At 64.7% G+C, this 19,791-nt stretch carries 19 protein-coding genes; 14 read left to right on the forward strand and 5 right to left on the reverse strand.

All coding sequences use genetic code 11. The features are described from left to right. The 14 genes from traC to AB433_RS18960 all read left to right on the forward strand — a co-directional run bounded on the left by traC (window position 1) and on the right by AB433_RS18960 (window position 15,531). Window positions 1–2,622: a type IV secretion system protein TraC gene (gene traC, locus AB433_RS18890; protein ID WP_007016048.1), complete on the forward strand. Its 2,622-nt coding sequence runs from the start codon at window positions 1–3 to the stop codon at window positions 2,620–2,622. Then, complete coding sequence (locus AB433_RS18895; RefSeq protein ID WP_039859061.1) at window positions 2,619–2,987, forward strand: hypothetical protein; 369 nt, start codon at window positions 2,619–2,621, stop codon at window positions 2,985–2,987. Before traC ends, AB433_RS18895 begins: the two co-directional genes overlap by 4 nt. Further along, on the forward strand, window positions 2,959–3,531 hold the full coding sequence (locus AB433_RS18900; RefSeq protein ID WP_007016050.1) for a type-F conjugative transfer system protein TrbI: 573 nt from the start codon (window positions 2,959–2,961) through the stop codon (window positions 3,529–3,531). The genes AB433_RS18895 and AB433_RS18900 overlap by 29 nt, the downstream gene beginning before the upstream one ends. After that, window positions 3,515–4,033 (forward strand): S26 family signal peptidase, encoded by a 519-nt coding sequence (locus AB433_RS18905; protein WP_007016051.1) that lies wholly within the window; start codon window positions 3,515–3,517, stop codon window positions 4,031–4,033. Before AB433_RS18900 ends, AB433_RS18905 begins: the two co-directional genes overlap by 17 nt. After that, a complete protein-coding gene (gene traW, locus AB433_RS18910) occupies window positions 4,030–4,686 on the forward strand; it encodes a type-F conjugative transfer system protein TraW (protein WP_238532674.1) in 657 nt (218 codons plus the stop codon). The genes AB433_RS18905 and traW overlap by 4 nt, the downstream gene beginning before the upstream one ends. Then, window positions 4,683–4,961 (forward strand): hypothetical protein, encoded by a 279-nt coding sequence (locus AB433_RS18915; RefSeq protein ID WP_007016053.1) that lies wholly within the window; start codon window positions 4,683–4,685, stop codon window positions 4,959–4,961. Before traW ends, AB433_RS18915 begins: the two co-directional genes overlap by 4 nt. Next, window positions 4,958–5,977, forward strand: coding sequence for a conjugal transfer pilus assembly protein TraU (gene traU / locus AB433_RS18920; RefSeq protein WP_047824640.1), 1,020 nt, complete (start codon window positions 4,958–4,960; stop codon window positions 5,975–5,977). The genes AB433_RS18915 and traU overlap by 4 nt, the downstream gene beginning before the upstream one ends. After that, window positions 5,974–6,762 carry a type-F conjugative transfer system pilin assembly protein TrbC gene (gene trbC / locus AB433_RS18925; protein WP_047824642.1) on the forward strand — a complete coding sequence of 263 codons (789 nt, stop codon included), beginning with the start codon at window positions 5,974–5,976 and terminating at the stop codon, window positions 6,760–6,762. The genes traU and trbC overlap by 4 nt, the downstream gene beginning before the upstream one ends. 1 nt (window position 6,763) lies before the next feature. After that, complete coding sequence (locus AB433_RS18930; protein WP_007015858.1) at window positions 6,764–8,899, forward strand: conjugal transfer protein TraN; 2,136 nt, start codon at window positions 6,764–6,766, stop codon at window positions 8,897–8,899. A 25-nt stretch (window positions 8,900–8,924) separates the two neighbouring features. Further along, window positions 8,925–9,752, forward strand: coding sequence for a conjugal transfer protein TraF (gene traF / locus AB433_RS18935; protein ID WP_007015859.1), 828 nt, complete (start codon window positions 8,925–8,927; stop codon window positions 9,750–9,752). After that, the gene (locus AB433_RS18940; protein WP_039859018.1) at window positions 9,752–11,191 is read left to right on the forward strand and encodes a conjugal transfer protein TraH; all 1,440 of its coding nucleotides are present in this window, start codon (window positions 9,752–9,754) and stop codon (window positions 11,189–11,191) included. The genes traF and AB433_RS18940 overlap by 1 nt, the downstream gene beginning before the upstream one ends. Window positions 11,192–11,206: 15 nt before the next feature. Next, a complete protein-coding gene (locus AB433_RS18945) occupies window positions 11,207–14,248 on the forward strand; it encodes a conjugal transfer protein TraG N-terminal domain-containing protein (RefSeq protein ID WP_047824645.1) in 3,042 nt (1,013 codons plus the stop codon). 480 nt (window positions 14,249–14,728) lie between these two features. Beyond that, window positions 14,729–15,052 (forward strand): type II toxin-antitoxin system PrlF family antitoxin, encoded by a 324-nt coding sequence (locus tag AB433_RS18955; protein WP_037486419.1) that lies wholly within the window; start codon window positions 14,729–14,731, stop codon window positions 15,050–15,052. Beyond that, on the forward strand, window positions 15,049–15,531 hold the full coding sequence (locus tag AB433_RS18960) for a type II toxin-antitoxin system YhaV family toxin (RefSeq protein ID WP_281177814.1): 483 nt from the start codon (window positions 15,049–15,051) through the stop codon (window positions 15,529–15,531). The genes AB433_RS18955 and AB433_RS18960 overlap by 4 nt, the downstream gene beginning before the upstream one ends. Window positions 15,532–15,541: 10 nt before the next feature. Here AB433_RS18960 and AB433_RS18965 read toward each other — a convergent pair whose 3' ends face one another. From AB433_RS18965 to mobF, 5 genes are all read right to left on the reverse strand, one after another. Then, the gene (locus AB433_RS18965) at window positions 15,542–15,760 is read right to left on the reverse strand and encodes a DUF5818 domain-containing protein (protein ID WP_245626769.1); all 219 of its coding nucleotides are present in this window, start codon (window positions 15,758–15,760) and stop codon (window positions 15,542–15,544) included. A gap of 156 nt (window positions 15,761–15,916) precedes the next feature. Continuing rightward, window positions 15,917–16,288, reverse strand: coding sequence for a hypothetical protein (locus AB433_RS18970; RefSeq protein WP_037486425.1), 372 nt, complete (start codon window positions 16,286–16,288; stop codon window positions 15,917–15,919). A gap of 18 nt (window positions 16,289–16,306) precedes the next feature. Then, complete coding sequence (locus AB433_RS18975; RefSeq protein WP_037486428.1) at window positions 16,307–16,510, reverse strand: hypothetical protein; 204 nt, start codon at window positions 16,508–16,510, stop codon at window positions 16,307–16,309. Continuing rightward, complete coding sequence (locus tag AB433_RS18980) at window positions 16,500–16,748, reverse strand: hypothetical protein (RefSeq protein ID WP_037486431.1); 249 nt, start codon at window positions 16,746–16,748, stop codon at window positions 16,500–16,502. Before AB433_RS18980 ends, AB433_RS18975 begins: the two co-directional genes overlap by 11 nt. Next, window positions 16,745–19,789 carry a MobF family relaxase gene (gene mobF / locus AB433_RS18985; RefSeq protein ID WP_037486434.1) on the reverse strand — a complete coding sequence of 1,015 codons (3,045 nt, stop codon included), beginning with the start codon at window positions 19,787–19,789 and terminating at the stop codon, window positions 16,745–16,747. The genes AB433_RS18980 and mobF overlap by 4 nt, the downstream gene beginning before the upstream one ends. Window positions 19,790–19,791: the final 2 nt, after the last annotated feature.

The raw sequence follows: 19,791 nt of genomic DNA on the forward strand, positions 1-19,791 counted from the left end.
ATGGCGCGGCGCGGTTTCTGGGAGAGCTTTCTCGATCTCGTCTTCGGCGAAAGCGCGCGGCCCGAGGCCGAGCGCCCGCTGCTTGGCGCACCGATGCTGTCGAACTGGCTTCCCTACCGCAGCTACGACGCCAAGGCGCGGATGTTCATCAACACCGAGTCGATCGGGTTCATCCTCGAACTCGCGCCGATGATGGGCGCCGACGAGCGCAGCGGTGAAATCCTCACGCAGTTCCTCTCCGACGCTGTGCCGTCGGGCTGCGAGATCCAGCTGATCCACTGGCAAAGTCCCTCGGTGGGTGAGCGCATCGCCGACTGGGTCATGCCGCGCGTTGCCGCCAAGGGGGTCTATGGCCGTGCAGCCGAGCACCGTGCACGCTGGCTGCGGCGCGGGGCATGGATGTCGATCTCGCGCGACGCGCCCTTCTACCTGCGTTCGCACCGCGTGATCCTCTCGGTCGGAGCCTCGCTGCGCTCGTCAACTGGGGCCGACGCATTATCGACCGTGCGCGAAAGCCTGATGGGGACCTTGCAGGCGCTTTCGATCCCCGCACGCGAAATGGGTCCGGTCGAGCTTATCGCTTTCCTCGATGATTTCCTCTGTCCCTCGGTCGACAATGCCGACCGGCCCGAACACTATTCCGAACTCGATCCGATCAATGTCCAGTGCATCCGCCGCGACCTCGAAACAAGGATCACGCCAGAGCGGATCGTTCTCAGAACCGAGCGCTTTCGCCCCACTGGGGAGAAGCATGACGGCGTCCCCGTCATCGGCGAGGTTGTGCCCGACGCCTTCGACTGGCGCTTCTTCGGAGTGCGGCACTTGCCCAAACAGTGGGCGCCCTGGGACGTGCAGAAGATCATCGGCGACATGGTCAACGACAAGCTGCGTTTCGGCTGCAATGTCATGACCGTGCTGGCGCTGGCTTTCCAGGACGAGGAGGCGGTCGCCTCGCGCACCGGGCTCAAGGTCATGCGCACAACCAGCCTGGCGGATTCGCGATCCGCGCGCTTCCTGCCCCAGCTCTCCGATCAGCGCGACGAATGGCAATATGTGCAATCCGAGATCCGCCAGGGCCGCAAGCTGGCGCAGGTCTACTACGGCGTCGGCGCGCTCTCCCCGCTCGGCAAAGGCGACGTCAACGAGCGGCTCGTGAAGTCGGTCTACAAGGCTGCCGGTTGGGACCTGATCGACGAGCGCTACCTCCAGGTGATGGGACTGCTTGCCGCGATGCCGTTGTCGTTGCCCAACGGGCTTTCCGCCGACCTGAAGCGCATGAAGCGTTTTCGCACCATGCTCACCACCACCGCCGCAGCGATCGCGCCGGTCCAGGGCGAGCCGCTGGGCGGGACGATCCCGCATGTCCTGCTGGTGGGGCGGCGAGGGCAGCCCTTCTTCTGGTCGCCGTTCCAGAACCAGGCGGGAAATCACAATGTCGCGGTCTTCGGCAAGTCGGGTTCGGGCAAATCGGTGTTCCTGCAGGATGTCTGCGCCGCGATGTCGGGCGCAGGCGCCAAGGTCATTGTCATCGACGACGGCCGTTCGTTCGAACACATGGCGAAAGCCTTCGGCGGCGCCTTCGTCGAGTTCCGTTTGTCTGCAGGCTTCTCGCTCAACCCCTTCGACATGATCGATGCCGCGGCGCTCACCGACGATGCGGACGGCGAGGACTACGAGGTCGAATGCCTTGCCATGCTCAAGGCCATCGTCGGGCAGATGGCGCGCCAGCAGGACCGGCTCTCGGACACCGAGCGTGGGCTTATCGATTCGGCGGTGAGTTCAGTCTGGCGCGAGCATCAGCGCGAAGGGACCATCGACCACGTCGCTGCCGCGCTGCGCGCTTTGCCATCGCCCTTCGCCGGCGATCTCGCCGATGCGATGGCGCCATTCCTGAAAGGGGGCACTTACGGGCGCTTCTTTACCGGGGCCTGTTCGATCGATCTTTCTGCCGGGCTCACCGTGTTCGAGCTTTCGGACCTTTCCTCGAAGCCCGAACTGCGCTCGGTCGCGCTTACCGCGCTCATGTTCCTGACGCTTCGCGTCATGCGCGATCTCAACCGCTCGGTGCCCAAGCTCACGATGATCGACGAGGCCTGGCAGCTCCTGGGTGGCGGGCAGATGGGCCAGGCGATCGAGACCTATGCGCGCACCTGCCGCAAATATGGCGGGGCGCTCGTTACCGCGACGCAATCGCTCAACGATTTCTACAAGTCCGAGGGCTCGCTGGCGGCGCTGGAAAACTCAGACTGGTCGGTGGTGCTCCAGCAGAAGGAAGAGACGATCAACGATCTCGCGCGCCACCAGCGCTTCGAGATGGACCGCTATACCGAGACCCTGCTGCGGTCGCTGAAGCGCAACGGCACAGAATATTCCGATGTGCTCATCAAGGGTCCGGAAACGCTCTGCGTTGGCCGCCTCGTGCTCGATCCTTATTCGGCAACGCTCTATTCCTCGAGCCCGCGCGTGTTCTCCGCGATCGAGGAGCTTGTGAAGAGCGGGATGGCGCTGCCCGATGCAATCGAGCGGATTGCCTTTCCCGACTTCGTTCCGCCCGAACCGGGTGCGCCCGATTTTCATGAAGGCGAAGTTGCAGGCGGCTTCCAGCAGGAGGCGGCAGAATGAGCGTGCCTGTCGCTCCTGCGCGGACCGCCGCACGAGAGCGCTGGTGGGCGAGGGCCTGCTATGTGACGCTCAGGCTTTGTGGGTGGCTCGCGGTCTGCGTGGCGTTCGTTGCGGCATGCTGGGCGCTGTTCTTTGCCGCGCTTGGCGAGTTCACTTTCGCAGGGCTGGTGCTTCATCTCGACAATTTCGCGGACCGCTACATCAGCGCCGATCCGCTGCGTCAGGCCGCGTTTCGCGCGCAGTTCTGGCTCGCTTCGGGCGCGGTGTTCCTCGTTGTCGCGGTGCTGCGCCTGCCCGTGCTTATCCAATCAATCGCACCCAGCAAGGAGAGGCCCGATGGCCAGGAACACGCCGCCGGCCGGTAACGGGCCGCTGTTCGATGACAGGTCCGAAGAGGGGGCTGATGCATTGGCGTCGAAGCCCAGGCGCCGCGTGCCGCGCAATCTTGGCCTCGTCCCGGTCGCGCTTGTGGTCGCACTGGTTGGAACGGGCCTGTGGGGCGCGTGGGTGACGAAGGAACTGCTAGCCGATTCCGCCCTGCCGCCGATCGCCAAGGTTCAGCTCTCCACTATCGTCGGCGAATATGTCCAGGCGCAGGCGCGCTCGGCAACCCCGCCCGACCAGGTGACCGCCGAGACCCGCGCATTCATGGCCGAGATCGAGCGCAACCTGAAAGCGCGCGGGGCTCATGGCCAGACTGTGCTGGTGGGCGAGGCGGTGCTCGCCGGCGACGTTCCCGACATCACCGCCGATCTGCGCCGCGAGATCTATGCCAGGGTCAAGATGCCGCAGCCTGCTGCGGCCGATGCCGGCGACGTCATGGGCGCCATGCGGGCTGCCATCGCCGCGCCCGCCGGGGAGGCTGGGTCTGGCATTATCGGAGGGGCGGCCAATGCCCCCGTCAACTGAACACTCGCACCAGGTCCGGCGCTGGCTGGCGATCGGAGGCCTGGGGCTATGCCTTGCCGGGAGCTCAGCGCTCGCCGCCTGGCGCGACGAGCATGTGCTGCTCATCAACACCACGCAGTCGCTGCCCAACTGGGCATTCTGGGTCGACCGCAGCCGCGTTCCCCAGCGCGGCGACTTTGTTGTGTTCAATCCGCCGCGCACGCCGCTAATCGTTGCGCATTTCGGCAAAGCACCGGCACCTTTCGCAAAGCGCGTGCTTGGCATGCCGGGCGATTTCGTCACGCGCGACGGGTCCGTGGTGCGGATCGACGGACGCGAGGTCGCAAGGCTCAAGGCCTTCAGCAAGCGCGGTGAGAAGCTCGTGCCCGGTCCAGTGGGGCGCATCCCCGAGCATTGCTATTACGTTGGCACCGCGCATGCCGACGGGTTCGACAGCCGCTATTCCGATGTGGGCTTTGTCTGCCGGGACAGGATCGTTGGCACCGGGGACTCGGTGCTGTGAGCCTGCGCCGTCGCCTTGTGCTCGGTATGGGACTTGGTTTGGCGGCAGGCTGGCCTGCGGCGTCCATGCTGCAGGCCGCCGACCATGGCCAGATGGGCCAGACTTTCCCGATCATCGAGGAAGACCTGCTCGCCACCATCGAAGCAAGGCTGAGGACGCTCGAAGCTTCGGGCCAGATCGAAGACCTGCAACGGCGGATGCAGCAGCAGGCGACGATGAGCGTGCGGCGACCAAAACCGGTTGCGGGACTTTCGGCAGCAAGCGAGCGGCGACAATGGCTGTTCGATCCCTCGATCGTGCTCGAAGCCGATATCCGCGATGCCGAGAACAATCTGATCGCTACACGCGGCACGCGGGTCAACCCGCTCGACCATGTCTCGCTCGGACAGGACCTGGTCTTCATCGATGGCACGGTTCCGGCGCAGATCGACTGGGCCGTGCGCGAGCATAGCGCCCAGACCGCCAAGATCATCTTTGTTGCCGGCTCGCCGTTCGACATGATGAAGCCGCACCAGCGCCGGTTCTGGTTTGACCAAGGTGGCCGTCTGACGACGCGTTTCGGCATCCGCCACACGCCTGCCGTGGTCACATCGGCGGGCAAGGCGCTGCGGATCACCGAAGTCCCGCTTGGGGGCAAAGGTGGCGCGACATGACCCATCCGCTGCTCGCGTTCATGGCCACACCTATGGCTGACCCCGAGACCCGAGCGCTGAGGCGGATGCGACATACATGGGTCCTGCTTTGCGCGGCGCTCATTCTCGCTGTGGCCCTCAATCCAGCAAGCGTCTCTCTCTTCGGTCCTTGGGGCGCTCTGCCGGCGCTGCTGCTCCTGATGGCGACGCCCATCGTCGGCATGATCTACTGGCGCGCCAAGACAAGGGCAGATGCCGCCTGGAACCGGTCCGATCACCCGAAAGGCGAGGCATGATGCGCCTGCCACGCTTCTTCGTCGCTCTGTTCGCTGGCTTGGCGCTCGTGGGGCTAGGCGCCGCACCCGCGCGCGCTTCGGTTACCTGCCATGGCAAGTTCGTCAATCCGATCACCGACGTGTGCTGGTCGTGCCTGTTTCCGCTTTCGATCGGCGGGCTCGCCATCTGGAAAGGCTCGCGGCCCGATCCCAAAAACCCTTCGTTTCCCTTGTGCGCCTGCGGCTCGCCGATCCCGCGCATCGGCATCTCAGTGGGGTTCTGGGAACCCGTGCGGCTCGTCGATGTCACCAACAAGGCGTGGTGTTTTCCCAATCTTGGCGGCATCCGGCTCAACCCCGGGTTCGATATTGGTAACGGCCATGTCCAGGGCCGCAGCCAGGTCGGCGGCAAGACGCAGAATTCCTCGCAGTGGCAGGCCCACTACTATGTCTATCCGCTGCTCTACTGGATGGAGATCCTCACCGACTTCCTCTGCTTCGAACAGACCACATTCGATGTCGCCTATGTAACCGAGCTCGATCCGCTCTGGCAGGATTCCGCGCTCACCTCGATCATCAATCCTGAAGTCGCGCTCTTCGCCAATCCCGTCGCTACCGCCGCATGCGCCGCCGACTGCGTGGCCGCAACCGCGCGGCTTCCGATCGACCAGATGTTCTGGTGCGCGGGCTGTAACGGGGGGATGTATCCGTTGAACGGCCATGTCGCCGCTCACGTCACGCCGGTTCAGGCCTCGCGGCTCGTGGCCGAACGCAAGCTCTACAAGATGCACCGCGAAGCGCTTGCCTGGGGGACGATGGGGTCCAAGGCGCTGTGCCACAAGTACCTCATGCCGGTGATGCGTAAGCAGCAGTACCGGCTGCAGATGACCAACCCGATCCCGACCGTCAAAGGCAGATACGCCTGCGCGCCGATCGGGGCGACCACAATCATTCCCCACACGGGCAAGTCCTTTCCGGTCAAAGGCGAGGATTTTGGCTACCTTGTGTGGAGGAAGCGAAATTGCTGCGCATTATGAACAGGTTACGTCACCTTATCGGAGCCTTCCGCACCTCCAGACTGGCCGCTGTCGCCGCCTTCCTGGCGCTTGCGGGGATCTCGGCGGGATTGGCGCGCACCGCCGCACAAACGGTGGAAGGCCTTGATCTCGACGCCATCAAGGCGCGCGCCGGCGAGCAGACCAGCGAGGCACAGGACTTCGTCGACGCGCTTGCGGGCCGCGAAGCCGCGCATGCGCGCGATGCCGAGGAATTGCGCGAGGATGCGTTGGCCGCGATGCAAGACATCGATCCCGCCAGCCTGCCCAAAGGCCCTGCAGGTCCGGTCGATTTCGACGCAATCCTTGAAGGCGCGGCCGCCAATGCCAGCGCTCCGATAGGCGAGGGGCCGCTGTTCGTGGTCTTCGCCAGCCTCTCGATGCCCGAGGCCTCACTCTCGCGCCTGATCGCCGACACCAGCGCGGCGGGCGGCGTGGTCGTCTTTCGCGGATTTCCCAAAGGCAGCACGCGCGCGTTCGCCGAAGGGCTGAAGCGTGTCATCACCGACGAGCGCCAGGAAGCCCATATCGCCATCGACCCACGCCTGTTTCGCGCGTTCTCCGTCAGTGCAGCGCCGACGTTCGTCGTCGCAAGCCGCGCCTATGAGCTGTGCGACGGGTTCGATTGCACCTCTGCCGTTCCCGATCACGACCGCATGAGCGGCAATGTCAGCGTCGACTATGCGCTCGAACGCTTTGCCAGGGGGCGCGGGCCCGGTGCCGGAGTGGCGGGAATCGCGCTTGCCAACCTGCGCAAGGCGAAGTGACATGGCAGGGGCGGCAGAACTATCTGGCCGGACGCGCCCGCTGATCGCGGGCCTGATCCTCGCCTGCCTGCTCGTCGCTGCCAGTCCGGCGCAGGCCCAGGTCTATATCCCGCCGCCCGACGATCTGATCGAGGACCTGCCGGTCCTGCCTCCTGCCGGCGAGCTACCCTTGCCGCAACCGCTGCCGCCACCGCCTCCCGCGCCTGAAACGATGACAGCGCAGCAGGCGAAGGCCGAAGCCCGCGCCGCGGGGTCAGCGCTGCGCGAGAATTACCAGGACCTGACGCAGGCAGCAGGCGCGGCGGCGCAGGTGCCGGGCTATGATGCTACGTATCCCGGGCTCACGCAGTATTACGATAATCCCGGCGAGATGTATGCTGCGGGCGCGGCGCAAGGTTACAATAGCGAGGCCTACCGAACGGCCAATTCGACATCGCGCCCGGTGGTCGATGTCACCCGAGGCGACATGGCGCGTGCAACCGCGATCGAAGCTGACCCGGACGCTTATCTCGATGGGGTCAGCGCCGACGGTTCGACCGGGGACTGCACACCGCTGCCGCCCGGTCCCGGAACGCCCAACAGCGCTGAGTGGACCTGCCATGTCGGCTCGAAGGTCATCGAGGAAACCAAAAGCTGCACCAGCAACCTTGTCGTGACCGAGTGGAGCGCGCTTACCTACCAGTACCTCTGCGCGATTTCGGGAACGTTCAATGGCTGCTCGGCGCTTTCCGGCAATGGCCAGTGCCGGCGCACCTCCAGCTATCCCGTTCCCGATTACGGCATCACTATCGACTATTACGACTGCAGCAGCGCTGTAACCGATCCAAACATTTACCTGCTGGGCACCGTCCCCGCGCCGCCGCCTGCCGGCGCCTTCGAAGTCGTCAGCCACATCTATCGTTGCAACAATGACGGTCTGAGCGCTGCGCTGACCTACGATCCGGTCACCAGCTTTCCGCTCGAGTACGTCACCGGGCTCCAGCATTGCGGCGCGATCGGTTCGCAGCCTTCCTGCACCCGCACGACGGCAGGCACCGCAGGCCTTGCCGAGCGCGACTTGTGCAAGACCTGGGACTTTATCGGCGATCCGCTCAATGGCGGATATCTGACCTGCATCGAGCCTGCCGCACCCGAGCAGGTCTGGTCGTGCAGCGCCAGCATCGCGGGGTTCACGCCGGAAATCTCGACCTCGAAATGGTTTACCGAGAGCTGGACCACTTCGGGCTGTCCCAATGATCCGGTCGCCTGCGAGCTCAAAAGCGAGGTCTGCACCGCGCCAAACCAGACCCGGACGATTGCAGGCGTCCAGGTGACGCGGCCCTGCTGGCAGAAGAACCGCTCGTACTTGTGCCAGCGGATCGTCGGGGGCGCCAACGATTGCCCGAGCCTTGAAGCCAATAGCTCCTGCACGCTCGCGCGCGAGTCCTGTCTCGACGATCCGCCTGCTGCCAATGGATCATGCGGGGTGACCGAACGGACTTATTCCTGCCCGATTCCCGGCACCACGCCCGAGCCGGTGCAATACATTTGCGGCGGCGATGTCTATTGCCTCAATGGCGAATGCGAGACAATCGAGCGCGAGGCCTCCGACGAGTTCAAGGATGCGGCCGTCGCCCTGAATGCCCTCGGTCAGGCCAGTGCCGAGTTCGACGAAGCCACGCTGACACTGTTTCGCGGCACGCGCGAGACCTGCTCGCACAAGCTCTTCGGGCTCTCGAACTGCTGCTCGGGAAGCGGCGTACCGCTGCTCACACCGCTGCTATGCTCCCCTGCCGAAGTGCTGCTCGACCAGAAGGACGATGCGGGCCTATGCCACAAAGTCGGGTCTTATTGCTCGTCCAGTTTCCTCGGCATCTGCAAAACGAGGAAGCAGGTCTACTGTTGCTTTGAATCGAAGATCAGCCGCATCCTCCAGGAACAGGGGCGCCCCCAGCTCGGCAAGCCCTGGGGCAAGCCCAAGACCGAGACCTGCGAGGGCTTCACCGTCTTCGAGTTCCAGCGGCTCGACCTTGCGATCATGGATTTTTCCGAAGTCTACGCCGAGTTCGTCGAGGCCGCGAAGCTTCCCGATGAGGCCGCCACGCTCGTCGAAATCCAGCGCAAGATCGAAGCCTATTACGCGAGCCACCAGCCATGAGCCCCCAGGAGGTCAGGAACCGATCATGATCAACGCCAGGACCATCCCCGTCGTCGCCGGCATTGCCGCCAGCCTCTCCTTCAGTCTCCTCGTCCCGGTTGGCGCTCATGCGTCCAGCGGCGACGGGATCGAGGTCGAGCAGGCCGGGGACAGCTTCTACTGCGGCGAGCGCAAGCTCGGCACGTGGTTCTATTGCGAGGATCCAAAGCCCGAGACCGGCAGCCCCGAGAGCGCCCCGCAAGTCCCGGCGCGCGAGCGCCTCGCGGCAATCTCAACTGCGCTTGAGGAATTGAAGGCGCGCGCGATTCTCGAGCCCACCCCTGAGAATGTGACCGCATACGTGCGCTTCCAGCGCGAGCAACTCGACCGCTCCTCGCTGTTCGCCGATGTCTGGCAGCGCGCGCTCTGGCAGGACCCGGGCCTCGACTATACGCTCCAGCGCCCGGTCTCGACGCTTGGCAAGCGGGCCTGGATCGACCAGCGCAAGACCGACCGCGATCTTGCCATGTCCCGGCTCTCGCAGCGCTACGGTGTGTTCTACTTCTATGCCTCGAGTTGCGGGGCCTGCGAGATCTTCGGGCCGATCCTCAAATCGGTGAGCGACAAGTTCGGGCTTGCCGTGCTCGCGGTCTCGATGGACGGCGGGCCTACGGCCTCATTTCCCGAGTACGTCGTCGATGCCGGGCAATACGAGCGGCTCGGGCTTGGCAACGACCGTCAGGTGCCCGCGCTGGTGCTGTTCGACTCTGTGACCAAACGGCCCATGCCGATCGGCTACGGTATCCTGTCGCAGGACGAGATCATGGACCGGGTGTTTCAGCTCACGCAGGTCCGGCCCGGGAGCGACTACTGATGCGCGCGCGGATACTTCATGCCTCGCGCCGCGCAATCGCTATGGTGCTTACCGCTTCGCTTGTGCTGGCAGTGCCGGTTCCCGCCTTGGCCGGGGTCGAAAGCGAGATGCAGAGCTTCATGACCGAAATGGGTGCGCAGGCCAATGTCACCGGGCCATCAGCCTATCAGGGCCAGTCGGCGGGTTACTATTCGGGCGGGGCGATGTGGGCGCGGTTTCCGCAAAAGAATATCCAGCCCTTCAATCTCCAGTTGCCGCATGCGCGTGCCGGGTGCGGGGGCATCGACCTCTTCGCCGGATCGTTCTCGTTCATCAACACCGCCGAACTCGTCGCGATGCTCAAGGCCACCGCCAACAATGCGTTGGGCTTCGCCTTCAAGCTCGCGATCGACACGATTTCGCCCGAGATCGGCAAGGTCATGGATGAGCTGGCGCAGAAAGTGCAGCAGATGAACCAGATGAACATTTCGTCGTGCGAGACCGCGCAGGCGCTGGTCGGCGGGCTCTGGCCCAAGACCGATACCGCATCCTCGGTCGTCTGCGAGGCGATCGCCAACAGCCAGGGTGCGGTCGCCGACTGGGCCCGAGCGCGCCAGCAGTGCAACAATGGCGGAGAGCGCGAGGCGCTGAAGGCGGGCAATTCCGATCCCGACATGCAGGATCAGGCCGGGATGCCGAACAACTACACCTGGGAGGCGCTGGGCAAGAAATACGGCGGGTTCGACACCCAGTTCCGCGAATTCCTGATGACGCTGGTCGGCACGGTGATCTACGATCCGGCCGGAAACGGCGGCAAGCCGCGCGTCCAGTTCATCGGCCCGGCTGACTCGGCGCTCATCAGCGCCATGCTCGATGGCACTTCGGCCGCGCCGCACAAGGTCTGGTCCTGTGGTTCCGACACCACCAAATGCATGAACCCAACCGAGACCGCGCTGGTGATCGGCCCCAATGCGGCGCTCAAGGCCAGGGTGCGCGCGCTGATCGAATCGATGGCCTTGAAGGTGCGCGATCCGGGCGCTTCGCTCACCCCTGCCGAAGTCCAGCTGCTCGGCATGGCAAGCGTTCCGGTCTACAAGATCGTCACCGTCAGCGCAGCGGCCGAGTTCGGCATCACCGCACAGGAGATCAACGATCTTTCCGAAATCGTTGCAATCGACCTTGTCACCACCATGACCATGCGTTTCATCGACATGGCGGTGAACGCGCGCTCGGACTTCAACGGGGCGGATGCCGACAGCTTGCGCGAATGGCGCGAGGGGCTTTACGAGACCCGGCGCAACTTTCTGGGCTTGTCCGCGCGCACCTCGCAGCGCTTCGACCAGACCTTCGCGCTGATCCAGCGCACGCAGATGATGGAAAAGACCCTGCGTTCGCAGCTCTCGCCGCAGATGTCGGCAGCGCTCAGGTTCTCGCGCACGCTCAACCAGCAAGTCCAGTAGGGGCGGGCCAGGGAGATGCTTGAGGTCTTCACCGTCGGGGGCGGCGAGTATCTCGTCCAGACCTTCAACGCTGTCGCCGCCTGGACCGGCTCTGGCGGGTTCAAGGCGCTGATCCGCGTTTGCATGGTGATGGGCCTGATCTATGCCCTGCTCATCACTGCGATGGACCTCGACTGGCGCGCGTGGTTTCGCTGGTTCGTCCAGTCGACGCTGATCTACCTCGTGCTGATGGTGCCGACCGTCACGGTCAAAGTCACCGACCGCATCAATCCCGGCCTTGCGCCCGCGACCGTCGCCAACGTGCCGATTGGCCTGGGGGTCATGGCCTCGTTCACCAGCCAGGTGAGCGATTACCTCACGCGCACCGCCGAGACGGTCTTCGTCATGCCTGCCGCGCTCAACTATTCAACCGGCGGGTTCGTCTATGGCGCCAGGCTGTGGGACAAGGTGCGTGGCTTCGAAATTCGCGATCCCGTCTTCAAGGCGAACCTCGATGGCTATCTCAAACAGTGCGCCTATTACGATATCCTGCTCGGGACGAAGAGCCTTCGGCTGCTTTCGGAATCCACTGACCTGTGGGCCGATCTCGGGGTCAATGCCGCGACCAACCGCGGCATGAAATTCCTGACCCAGACCGGCGGCGGGGCGGTCGATATCGAGGGCAGGACCTGCGCCGAGGCCTGGGGGCTGCTCGACGCGCAGTGGGACGCAGCGATCAACGCCTATGCGCTGCCCTTCGCGCATTCGATGTATCCCAAGCTCACCCAGGCTGCCGCCGGCGCACGGCTCGCCGCTGACGTGCCGGTAGTCGCGCAATTGCTCACCGGCACCGCCATGACCAGAAACCAGTTCTTCAAGCAGAAGAGCGTGGTCGATGCCTTCGAGGCCGCCCAGCTCGACTTCGGCAATGCCGACAGCGATTCCTTCGCACTCCAGCGCGCCGATGCCCAGACCCGCAACGCCATGACCACCACGGCCGAGCAGGGGCTGATCTGGATTCCGGTGCTGAACGTCGTGCTGACGGTCGTGTTCTACGCGCTCTTCCCGATCGTCTTCCCGCTCCTGCTGTTCCCGAAAAGCGGCATCGCGACGCTCAAGGGCTACTTCGCCGGCTTCTTCTACCTCGCCGCCTGGGGACCGATCTACGTCCTCATCCACATGTTCATCATGGACCGGCTGACCGCACAGACCAATGCGGCGGCGGCGGGCGGGATTGCGCTCGCCAACTGGGCGGGGATCGACGCGGTCAACCAGGACGTCGCGACGATGACCGGGTTCCTGATGATGTCGGTGCCCGTGCTCGCGCTCATGGTCATGCGCGGCACCATGTCGGTCGCCTCGAACATGGGCTCGATGCTCAGCGCGCCGCAAGGGGCAGCCGATGCTGCCGCGCTCGAGCGGACCACCGGCAACTACACATTCGGCGATGTCAGCCATGGTAACTTCAACGCCAACAACCGCCAGATGGCGCAGTGGAACCAGGCCCCCAATCTGGCCTTGGGTGCAAGCCACATGGGCCTCAGAAGCGACGATGGCGCCATGACCCATGCCTATGGCAGCGGCGCGCGGGTGTTCGACACCAGCGGGGCAATCTCGCAGTTGCCGTTCAAGGCTTCGATGACGCGCGGCTATGCCAGCGATTTGCGCAATCAGGGCCAGTGGTATCTCAATGAGGCCGACCGGATCGAGAACGGCACCTCGGCGAGCTGGAGCAGCACGCGCGGGACCTTCGGCAGCGCGGTCAGCGCCAGCAGCCAGGTGACCGGAAGCCGCAGCGAACGCGGGTCACGCGCGTCCGACACCCACAATGTCGGCGGCAATGTCATGGTCGAAAGCTCGGCCGGCAAGTCGACGCGCGAGGTGACCAACGACGATCTGATCCTCCGGCAGGGGAACAGTCGTTCGAGCGGGAATTTCTCGACGAGGACCTTTGGTACGAGCGCCTCTCTGACGGGCACCGGGACAATCGGGACCCCGCTCGAGGGCGCCATCGGGAGCGGCGTCTCCGCTTCCGCCTCCGCTGCCATATCCGGTCGCAAGGAGACCGGCGACAGCGCGAGCGTAAACACCGAGCGGTCAGCAACGAACCAAATCACCCGCGGCACCGACAAGTCCGAGGATGTCAGCAGCCGCGTCGTCGTCAGCGGCAACAGCGGCGACGTCCAGTCTTCGGGCACGTTCAGTCAGAGCTCCGACTACACCGATGCCAGCCAGAGCCGGACCAACAGCGAGGGCTCCGACTGGCGGGTCTCCGAAGCCGAGGAACGCCGCGCCGCCGCCGCGCGCTACCGCGAGATCGGCAGCCGGATGATGAACGAAGCGAGCTATGCCCAAAGCCACGGGTTCCAGGTCTCGAGCGACATGTCGAACCTGATCCAGGATCGATACGAGGCGCTGCAGCGTGAACACCCCGAGTGGCACTTGCCCGACATTGCCAATCCCCGGCTCGATTACCGCGACATGGCACGGCGCGATCAGGCAATCAGCTACATCATGGATGACCTGCTGAGTGACCTCAGGAACCGCCGGATTGACGAACTGGGCGACGTCGCGGCGATCGCCGGGCAGGGCAAGCTTGGCAGCCATACCGATCTCGGCATGCCGCAAGGCGCATCGCTCCCGCCCGCCGATAGCTCGCCGTCGCTAGTCGTTTCGCCGCTCGAAGGTGGCACGCTGCTCGCGGCACCCAATGGCCCGGTCGACGGTGCCAGATTGGCGCGCGAGCTAGGTATGGGCGTCAAATCCGGGGCACGCCTCGGTCGAATGGATGGCGATCTCGTCCCTGCCATGGGGGTGGTGGCAGAAGAGGCGAGGGCGCTCGGGCTGCCGCGCCCGGTGGTAACTTCGGGGAATGACAGCAACCAGCATGCGTCCGGCTCTGCGCACTACGACAATCGCGCGCTCGACTTCCGCGGCAACAACATCTCAGACCAACAGGGAGAACAGTGGGCGGAGCGCGTGCGCGAGCGCCTGGGCCCGAATTATGCCGTCGACTTCGAAAGGTTTCCGGATAACCCTGCTCGCGATCACCTGCACGTTGCCAGGCGGCGTGGATAGCTTCAGCCGAACATATTCGACATATAAGCCAGGAAAGCTCCCAGCGCGGCCATGATCACCGCCAAGGGAAGAGCCAATGGGTAGTTCCCCGAACGACCCCCTCCCCGAAAAGTCGGGAGCGGTTGGCCGGTTACATGATCGAAGTGACCCGGGCGGGGATACAAGGGTTGGCCATCGAGTCCGTAACGATTGTGGTCCATGGCGGGGCTCCTTGCGCTGGCAGGATCATATCCGGTTCTCGCCGGATTTTCAATGATCTGCCAGGAAAAGGGAAAGCCCTCCGCACCCATTTCGAACCTCCGCACTCCTCGCCGCGAAGCGCCGATCAACTCGACCGGATCGGCGGAAATGCGGAGAATAGAGCGGCTATTCTCCGCAACATGTGAGGTGCAAAAATACAGAGAGTCCGGTCGAACCAAGGTGGGAACCTTGACAATGTAAGAATTATTCCTTACCTTAATCCCCGACATGGAGAGCATCATGGCGATCTCACTCGAAGAAATCAGCACCATCACCGCCAAGGGTCAAACGACGATCCCCAAGGCTGTGCGTCAGGCGCTTGGCGTCGACTATGGCGGCCGCATTGCCTTTCGCGTGAGCGATGGGGGGGTTACCGTCTGCCGGGCCGACGACAACGAAGATCCGGCAATCGACAGCTTCCTGAACTTTCTGGCGGCCGATCTGAAGCGTCATCCCGAGGCCGTGAAGGCGCTTGGCCCCGAATTGGCAGCGCGCATCACGGCGCTCACCGCCGATGTTCCGGTCGATCTCGATGACGCGATCGATGGCGACGTCGCCCTTTGAAGAAGAAACCCATTCCTGAAGGGCTGACGGTCAACGGTTGGACGCTTTACGCTCATCCGCTTTTTCTCGAACAGCTTGAGAAGTTGACGCTCGCGGTTGAACGCGCCCGCGAGAAGGATCCGGGTGGATACGCGTCGACTGCCAATGCCAAACTTCTGGCAGCGCTCCGCAAACTGATGTTCGAGGTGATCCCCATCGATCCCGCTCGCCCAGAGTTCCGCCAGGGCGGGACGCTGGGTCCGGGGCGCAAGCACTGGTTTCGGGCAAAGTTCGGAAATGGCCGCTTCCGCCTGTTCTTCCGCTATTCGACCGCAGCGAAGATCATCATCTTCGCGTGGGTCAACGACAGCGACACGCTTCGCACCTATGGTGCGAAGACCGATGCCTATGCCGTGTTCAAGTCCATGCTCGAGAAGGGCAACCCGCCCGAGGATTGGGAGGCTCTGCTGTGGGCAAGCCGGACACTTACGGAAAGCTGATCTGAGTGCCTCAGGCGCCGTCCTGTATCTCGACGTATTCGACCTCGATCCGGTCGACCTCGACGATGCGCCCGCGCACGCGGACGCGCCCCTTCAGCCCATTGGCAGTGGTTTCATCGACAAATCCGAGCCGCCAGCACATCCCGTCATCGTCGCGCAGGATCGGCCCGCGCGCACCGGGTTCAATAGTGCCGTCGTGGAACCTGGAGGCGTGGGAGCGGGATGACATCATGGGCCTTGGCGCGTGCAGTCTTGCTGGAGGATACCGTCCGGAGCACGGACGGTGCCTGCCGCTGATAGCCGATCGAGCAAATATTGCCCAGTGCCGGCTTGCGTGAACAATTGGCGCGGACCGGTGGGAGGCGGCCCGGACCGCGCCTTCTGGTCAGGCCAGGATCGCTTCCTCGACGCAGTCGATGCAGTCGTGGTTGCGGGCCTGGCTGGCAGAACTGGGGCGAGGCTCTGTGACCTTTTCAGGACAATCCTCGCAAGGCGGCGGCGCATCGGATGGGACAGGGCGCTTCATCGCCTTGACCCGCGCCTTCAGCACTTCCACCGGTTCGCGCGTGGTCGCGCCAGCCTTCGTGCCCATTTCGGCCGACAGGGCATCAGCGACGCGCTGCACTCCCTGTGCGCGCACCGAGGCGATGGAGATGCCGGGATCGGCCGCAGCCTGGGCATTGCTCGAAACAGGCGAGGAAGCGAGGGCAGGTTGAGCGCCAAGGGCAAACAGCGCGAGCGACAGGTAAATCTTCATGGGTGATCTCCTCATTGGTTAGAAAAAGCCGGTCCGGCGACCGTAGGAGAGGTCGCTGGTTGCAGAATCCCCGAGCGCCGACCGGCGCACGCTCAAGGTCACGCCGCGCCCGCGCACCGCGCGCAGATGCAGGTCGCGAACATCGATGCCATTGCGCTCGGCCCAGTCCTGAGCGTCGCGTTCGTTGGCAAAGTCGCCGATTTCCTGATGGTCATAGGACATGGGTCTCGTCCTCCCTGGTCATGGGTGAAGCATCTCGCGGGCGCGGGGCTGGGGCCACGGGGCAAAGCGCAACGAAGGCCGCGGCGAGCGCCACGGCCGCGATGGCGGCAAGCGCCAGACTCTCGACCTCGCGGTCGGCAACGACACTGGCGAGCACCGCCAGCCAGACAAGTGCCGCCTGGCAGCCATCGAACAGGCGCATGCGCCGCTCGCGCGAAAGCAAGGACAGGGGCCTCACAGGTCCAGTCCCAGCGATTTTTCCGGGACGGGGAGCTGGCGCACCGTCGGCGCTGCGACCGGGCCAAGGACAGCATCGAGCTTCGCCTTCAGTTCCGGGCTCATCCTGAGTTCGGGGAGCTGGCGAGGCTCGATCGGGTTCGCGGGCCGCGCGTCAACCTCGAGCCTGCCGACCGTCTCGAGCGCCGAGGTCTTGTTGCCCGGCGTCCGGTCGAGCTGAAACTTGAGCGCCTCGAGGTCGTTGGTCACGACCCGCATGTCGTCCGTCGCGCGGGTATTGAGCACGTTTTGGGTACGCTGGGTGGCGAGGTTGCGCTGCCTTGAAGAGATCACCTCGATTGCCTGGGCCTGGGTCATGCCCTGCGCCATGTGCGCATTGAGCGCATAGCCCAGGTCAAGCCGCCGCAGCATGGGATCGCTGGAGGCGAGAGTCATCTGCCGCTTGTCGGCAAGCTCAAGCGTCACGGCTTGCCCAGTTGCCGAGACGACCGTCGCATAGGTCGACTTGGCGATGTCACGGGCGGCATCCTTTTCGCGCCAGAACACCGTCTCGCCGCGATGGAGGATAATGTCCTTGCGGTCGTAGAGCCCGATCCGGTCGAAACGGTGCTGCGGATCGATTCGGTCCGGATCTATGACCTTGCGCTTGCCCTCGCGCTCCAGCGTCACCTTGCCATCGCGGCCGATCGCCACCACGTCATATTCGCCGCGCCTCAGCCCCAGCTCGCGCACGTCCATCCGCGCTTCGAGCACCTGGCCGGGCCGGTAGGTCGAGGCAAAGCGCATCTCCTCGCGGGTGGCGTTGGCGCTTTGCAGGGTCGAGAAGGGGATGCCGGGGCCGGTGAGGCTGCCCTCCTTGAGCAGGCCCTGCTGCACGAGGCCGTTGATCCGGGTGCGGTCGTCGCGGCCCGCCGTGAATATCGCTGTGCGCGCGCGCTCTTCTGGGGCAAGCGACAACCAGAGGTCGGCGGCGGCCGCAATATGGTCGGCCTTGTCCTCGATCACCCGGCCGTGCGCCGCCAGGAGATCGAGCGCCAGGCCGGCATGGCCTTCGTTCGACAGGCCGGCCACCGCGAGCAGCAGCGGCGAGCCCTTCTGGCGGATGTTCTCGTCCATCCTGACTGTCGCCTGCCCGGCGGCCTGGGATACCGCGAACATCTTGCCCTGCTCGATCGCCGAGAGCTGCTGGCGGTCGCCCATGAACGGTGCCTTGGCGAGCTCTAGCCGCTCGGCGATCATGGTCAGGCTCGCCATGTCGCGCGAGGAGACCATCGAACTTTCGTCGGTGATGATGACCGTGTTCTGGAGTGCGGTGCGCGCGGTCTCGAACCGTTCGCCCTCGCCTTGCGCGGCGGGCCCGGCATAGCGGTTGACGAAGCTGGCGATGGTCCAGGCTTCGATCCCGGCCTCGCGCATCTGCTCGGCAGTCATCGCGCCCGAGCCTCCGCCGCGCAGGTCAGCAACCATCTTGTTCTGGAAGGCGAGGCCAACAAGCTTGACCCCTTCGGCGGCCAGCACCTTGTCGAGCGCTCCCAGAAGCGTCGACTTGCCCGCGCCCGCCACGCCCTGAATGTTGAGGAAGCGGTCCTTGCCCGACAGCACGGCCACGCCCGCGGCAAGCTGTCCGGCATTGAGCTGCCAGCCATCGCTAGCCGCGCGCTCGATCCCGAGTTCGCGTGCCGCCGCCTGGAGCCGCACAATAGCCACGTCGGGCGCCATGAACACCCGGCCCTTGCCGGTTCCGGCATCAATCCGGTCCAGTATCTGCTGCTCTCGCCCGAGCGCTGCGGGCGTGGTCACGAGATCGTAGTGCCCATCGAGCCGGTCGGACTTGCCGGGGATCAGATGCCCCTCGCGTACCAGTTCGCCGATCCGCAGGGCGACAGCGCCCCCTTCGAGCCCCTTGATCTGGAAGCCGAGCGCGGCGCTCAGGATCGCCTGCGGGCTGAAGGCGGCCTCGCGCTCCGAAAGGTGCCGGATCGCCGAGGCAGTGGCATGCTGGGCCTTGATCGTCTCGGCGGAAAGGAAGAGCGCGGCCGGGCCGCTGACCGCGAGCGCACTTGGCGGCCGCATGGCAGCGCTGATCCGTTCCGCGACTTCAGCAAAGGCCTGGCTCGCCGTTTCGCGCAAGGAAGGGCGGACCTGATGGGCGGTTCGCGCCACGGCCTCGGCGATGAGGGGTTTGCCGTCAAAGCCCAGTTCGGCGGCGCTGGTCTTCCAGCCTTCGACCAGCGCCGCCCGATCCTCGACTGCGAGCTTGGGGTCGCGGGTGTAGAGGGTGATCTGCTTCTTGGTGGCGAGGCGGGTCGCTCCGGTCTCGGCGATCTTCGCCTCAATCTCGTTTGCCCGGGTCGAAAACGCCTTGATGACAGCCGTAGGTACGCCCTTGATCTCGAAGGCGCCATGCTTGCCGGATGCCTCGGTCTCATAACCGAGCTTCTGGAGCTGGGCGCGGAAAGCGGCGTGATAGAACTGGCCGATTGTCGTGTTGTTCTTCCAGATCTCGCCGTTCCACAGCGCCTTCCAGTTGCCCTTGAGGTCGCGGGTAAGATTGGCGACGACGGCGTGAATGTGCCCCTGGGGATCGAGCGCGCGGCTCGTGTCGTGGGCGAACAGGGCATAGACGAGGTTGCCGGTCTTCTCAGGCTCGCCGCTGCGACTGCGCTCGTAATTGCGGCCTTCGGCATACTGCTTCTCGACGAGCTGCGACATGGTCGAACGCACCGCCGCCATATGGGCATCCATGATCCGCCGGTCGCCTGAGACCAGAGCCAGAATCGAGGCGGATTTGGGCATGGAAAAGGTGAGGTCGAGACCCAGCCTGCGCCCCTCGACCTGCCCCACCTTCTCGCCATCGGGCAGATGGCCGTTGAGAATGGCTTCAAACGCATCGCGCCCGACCGTTCCCTCGAGCCCGAGTGCGCGCGCACCCTCGCCAGCCCAGACCCCCGCTTCCGCGTTCTCTTCTGCCGTGTAGTAGTTGTCGTTCGCGAAATAGTCGGCAGCACCGCCGGACGAACGAACCGCTGCGATCGAGTGCATGG

Source organism: Croceicoccus naphthovorans (genome assembly GCF_001028705.1).
GTDB lineage: Bacteria > Pseudomonadota > Alphaproteobacteria > Sphingomonadales > Sphingomonadaceae > Croceicoccus > Croceicoccus naphthovorans.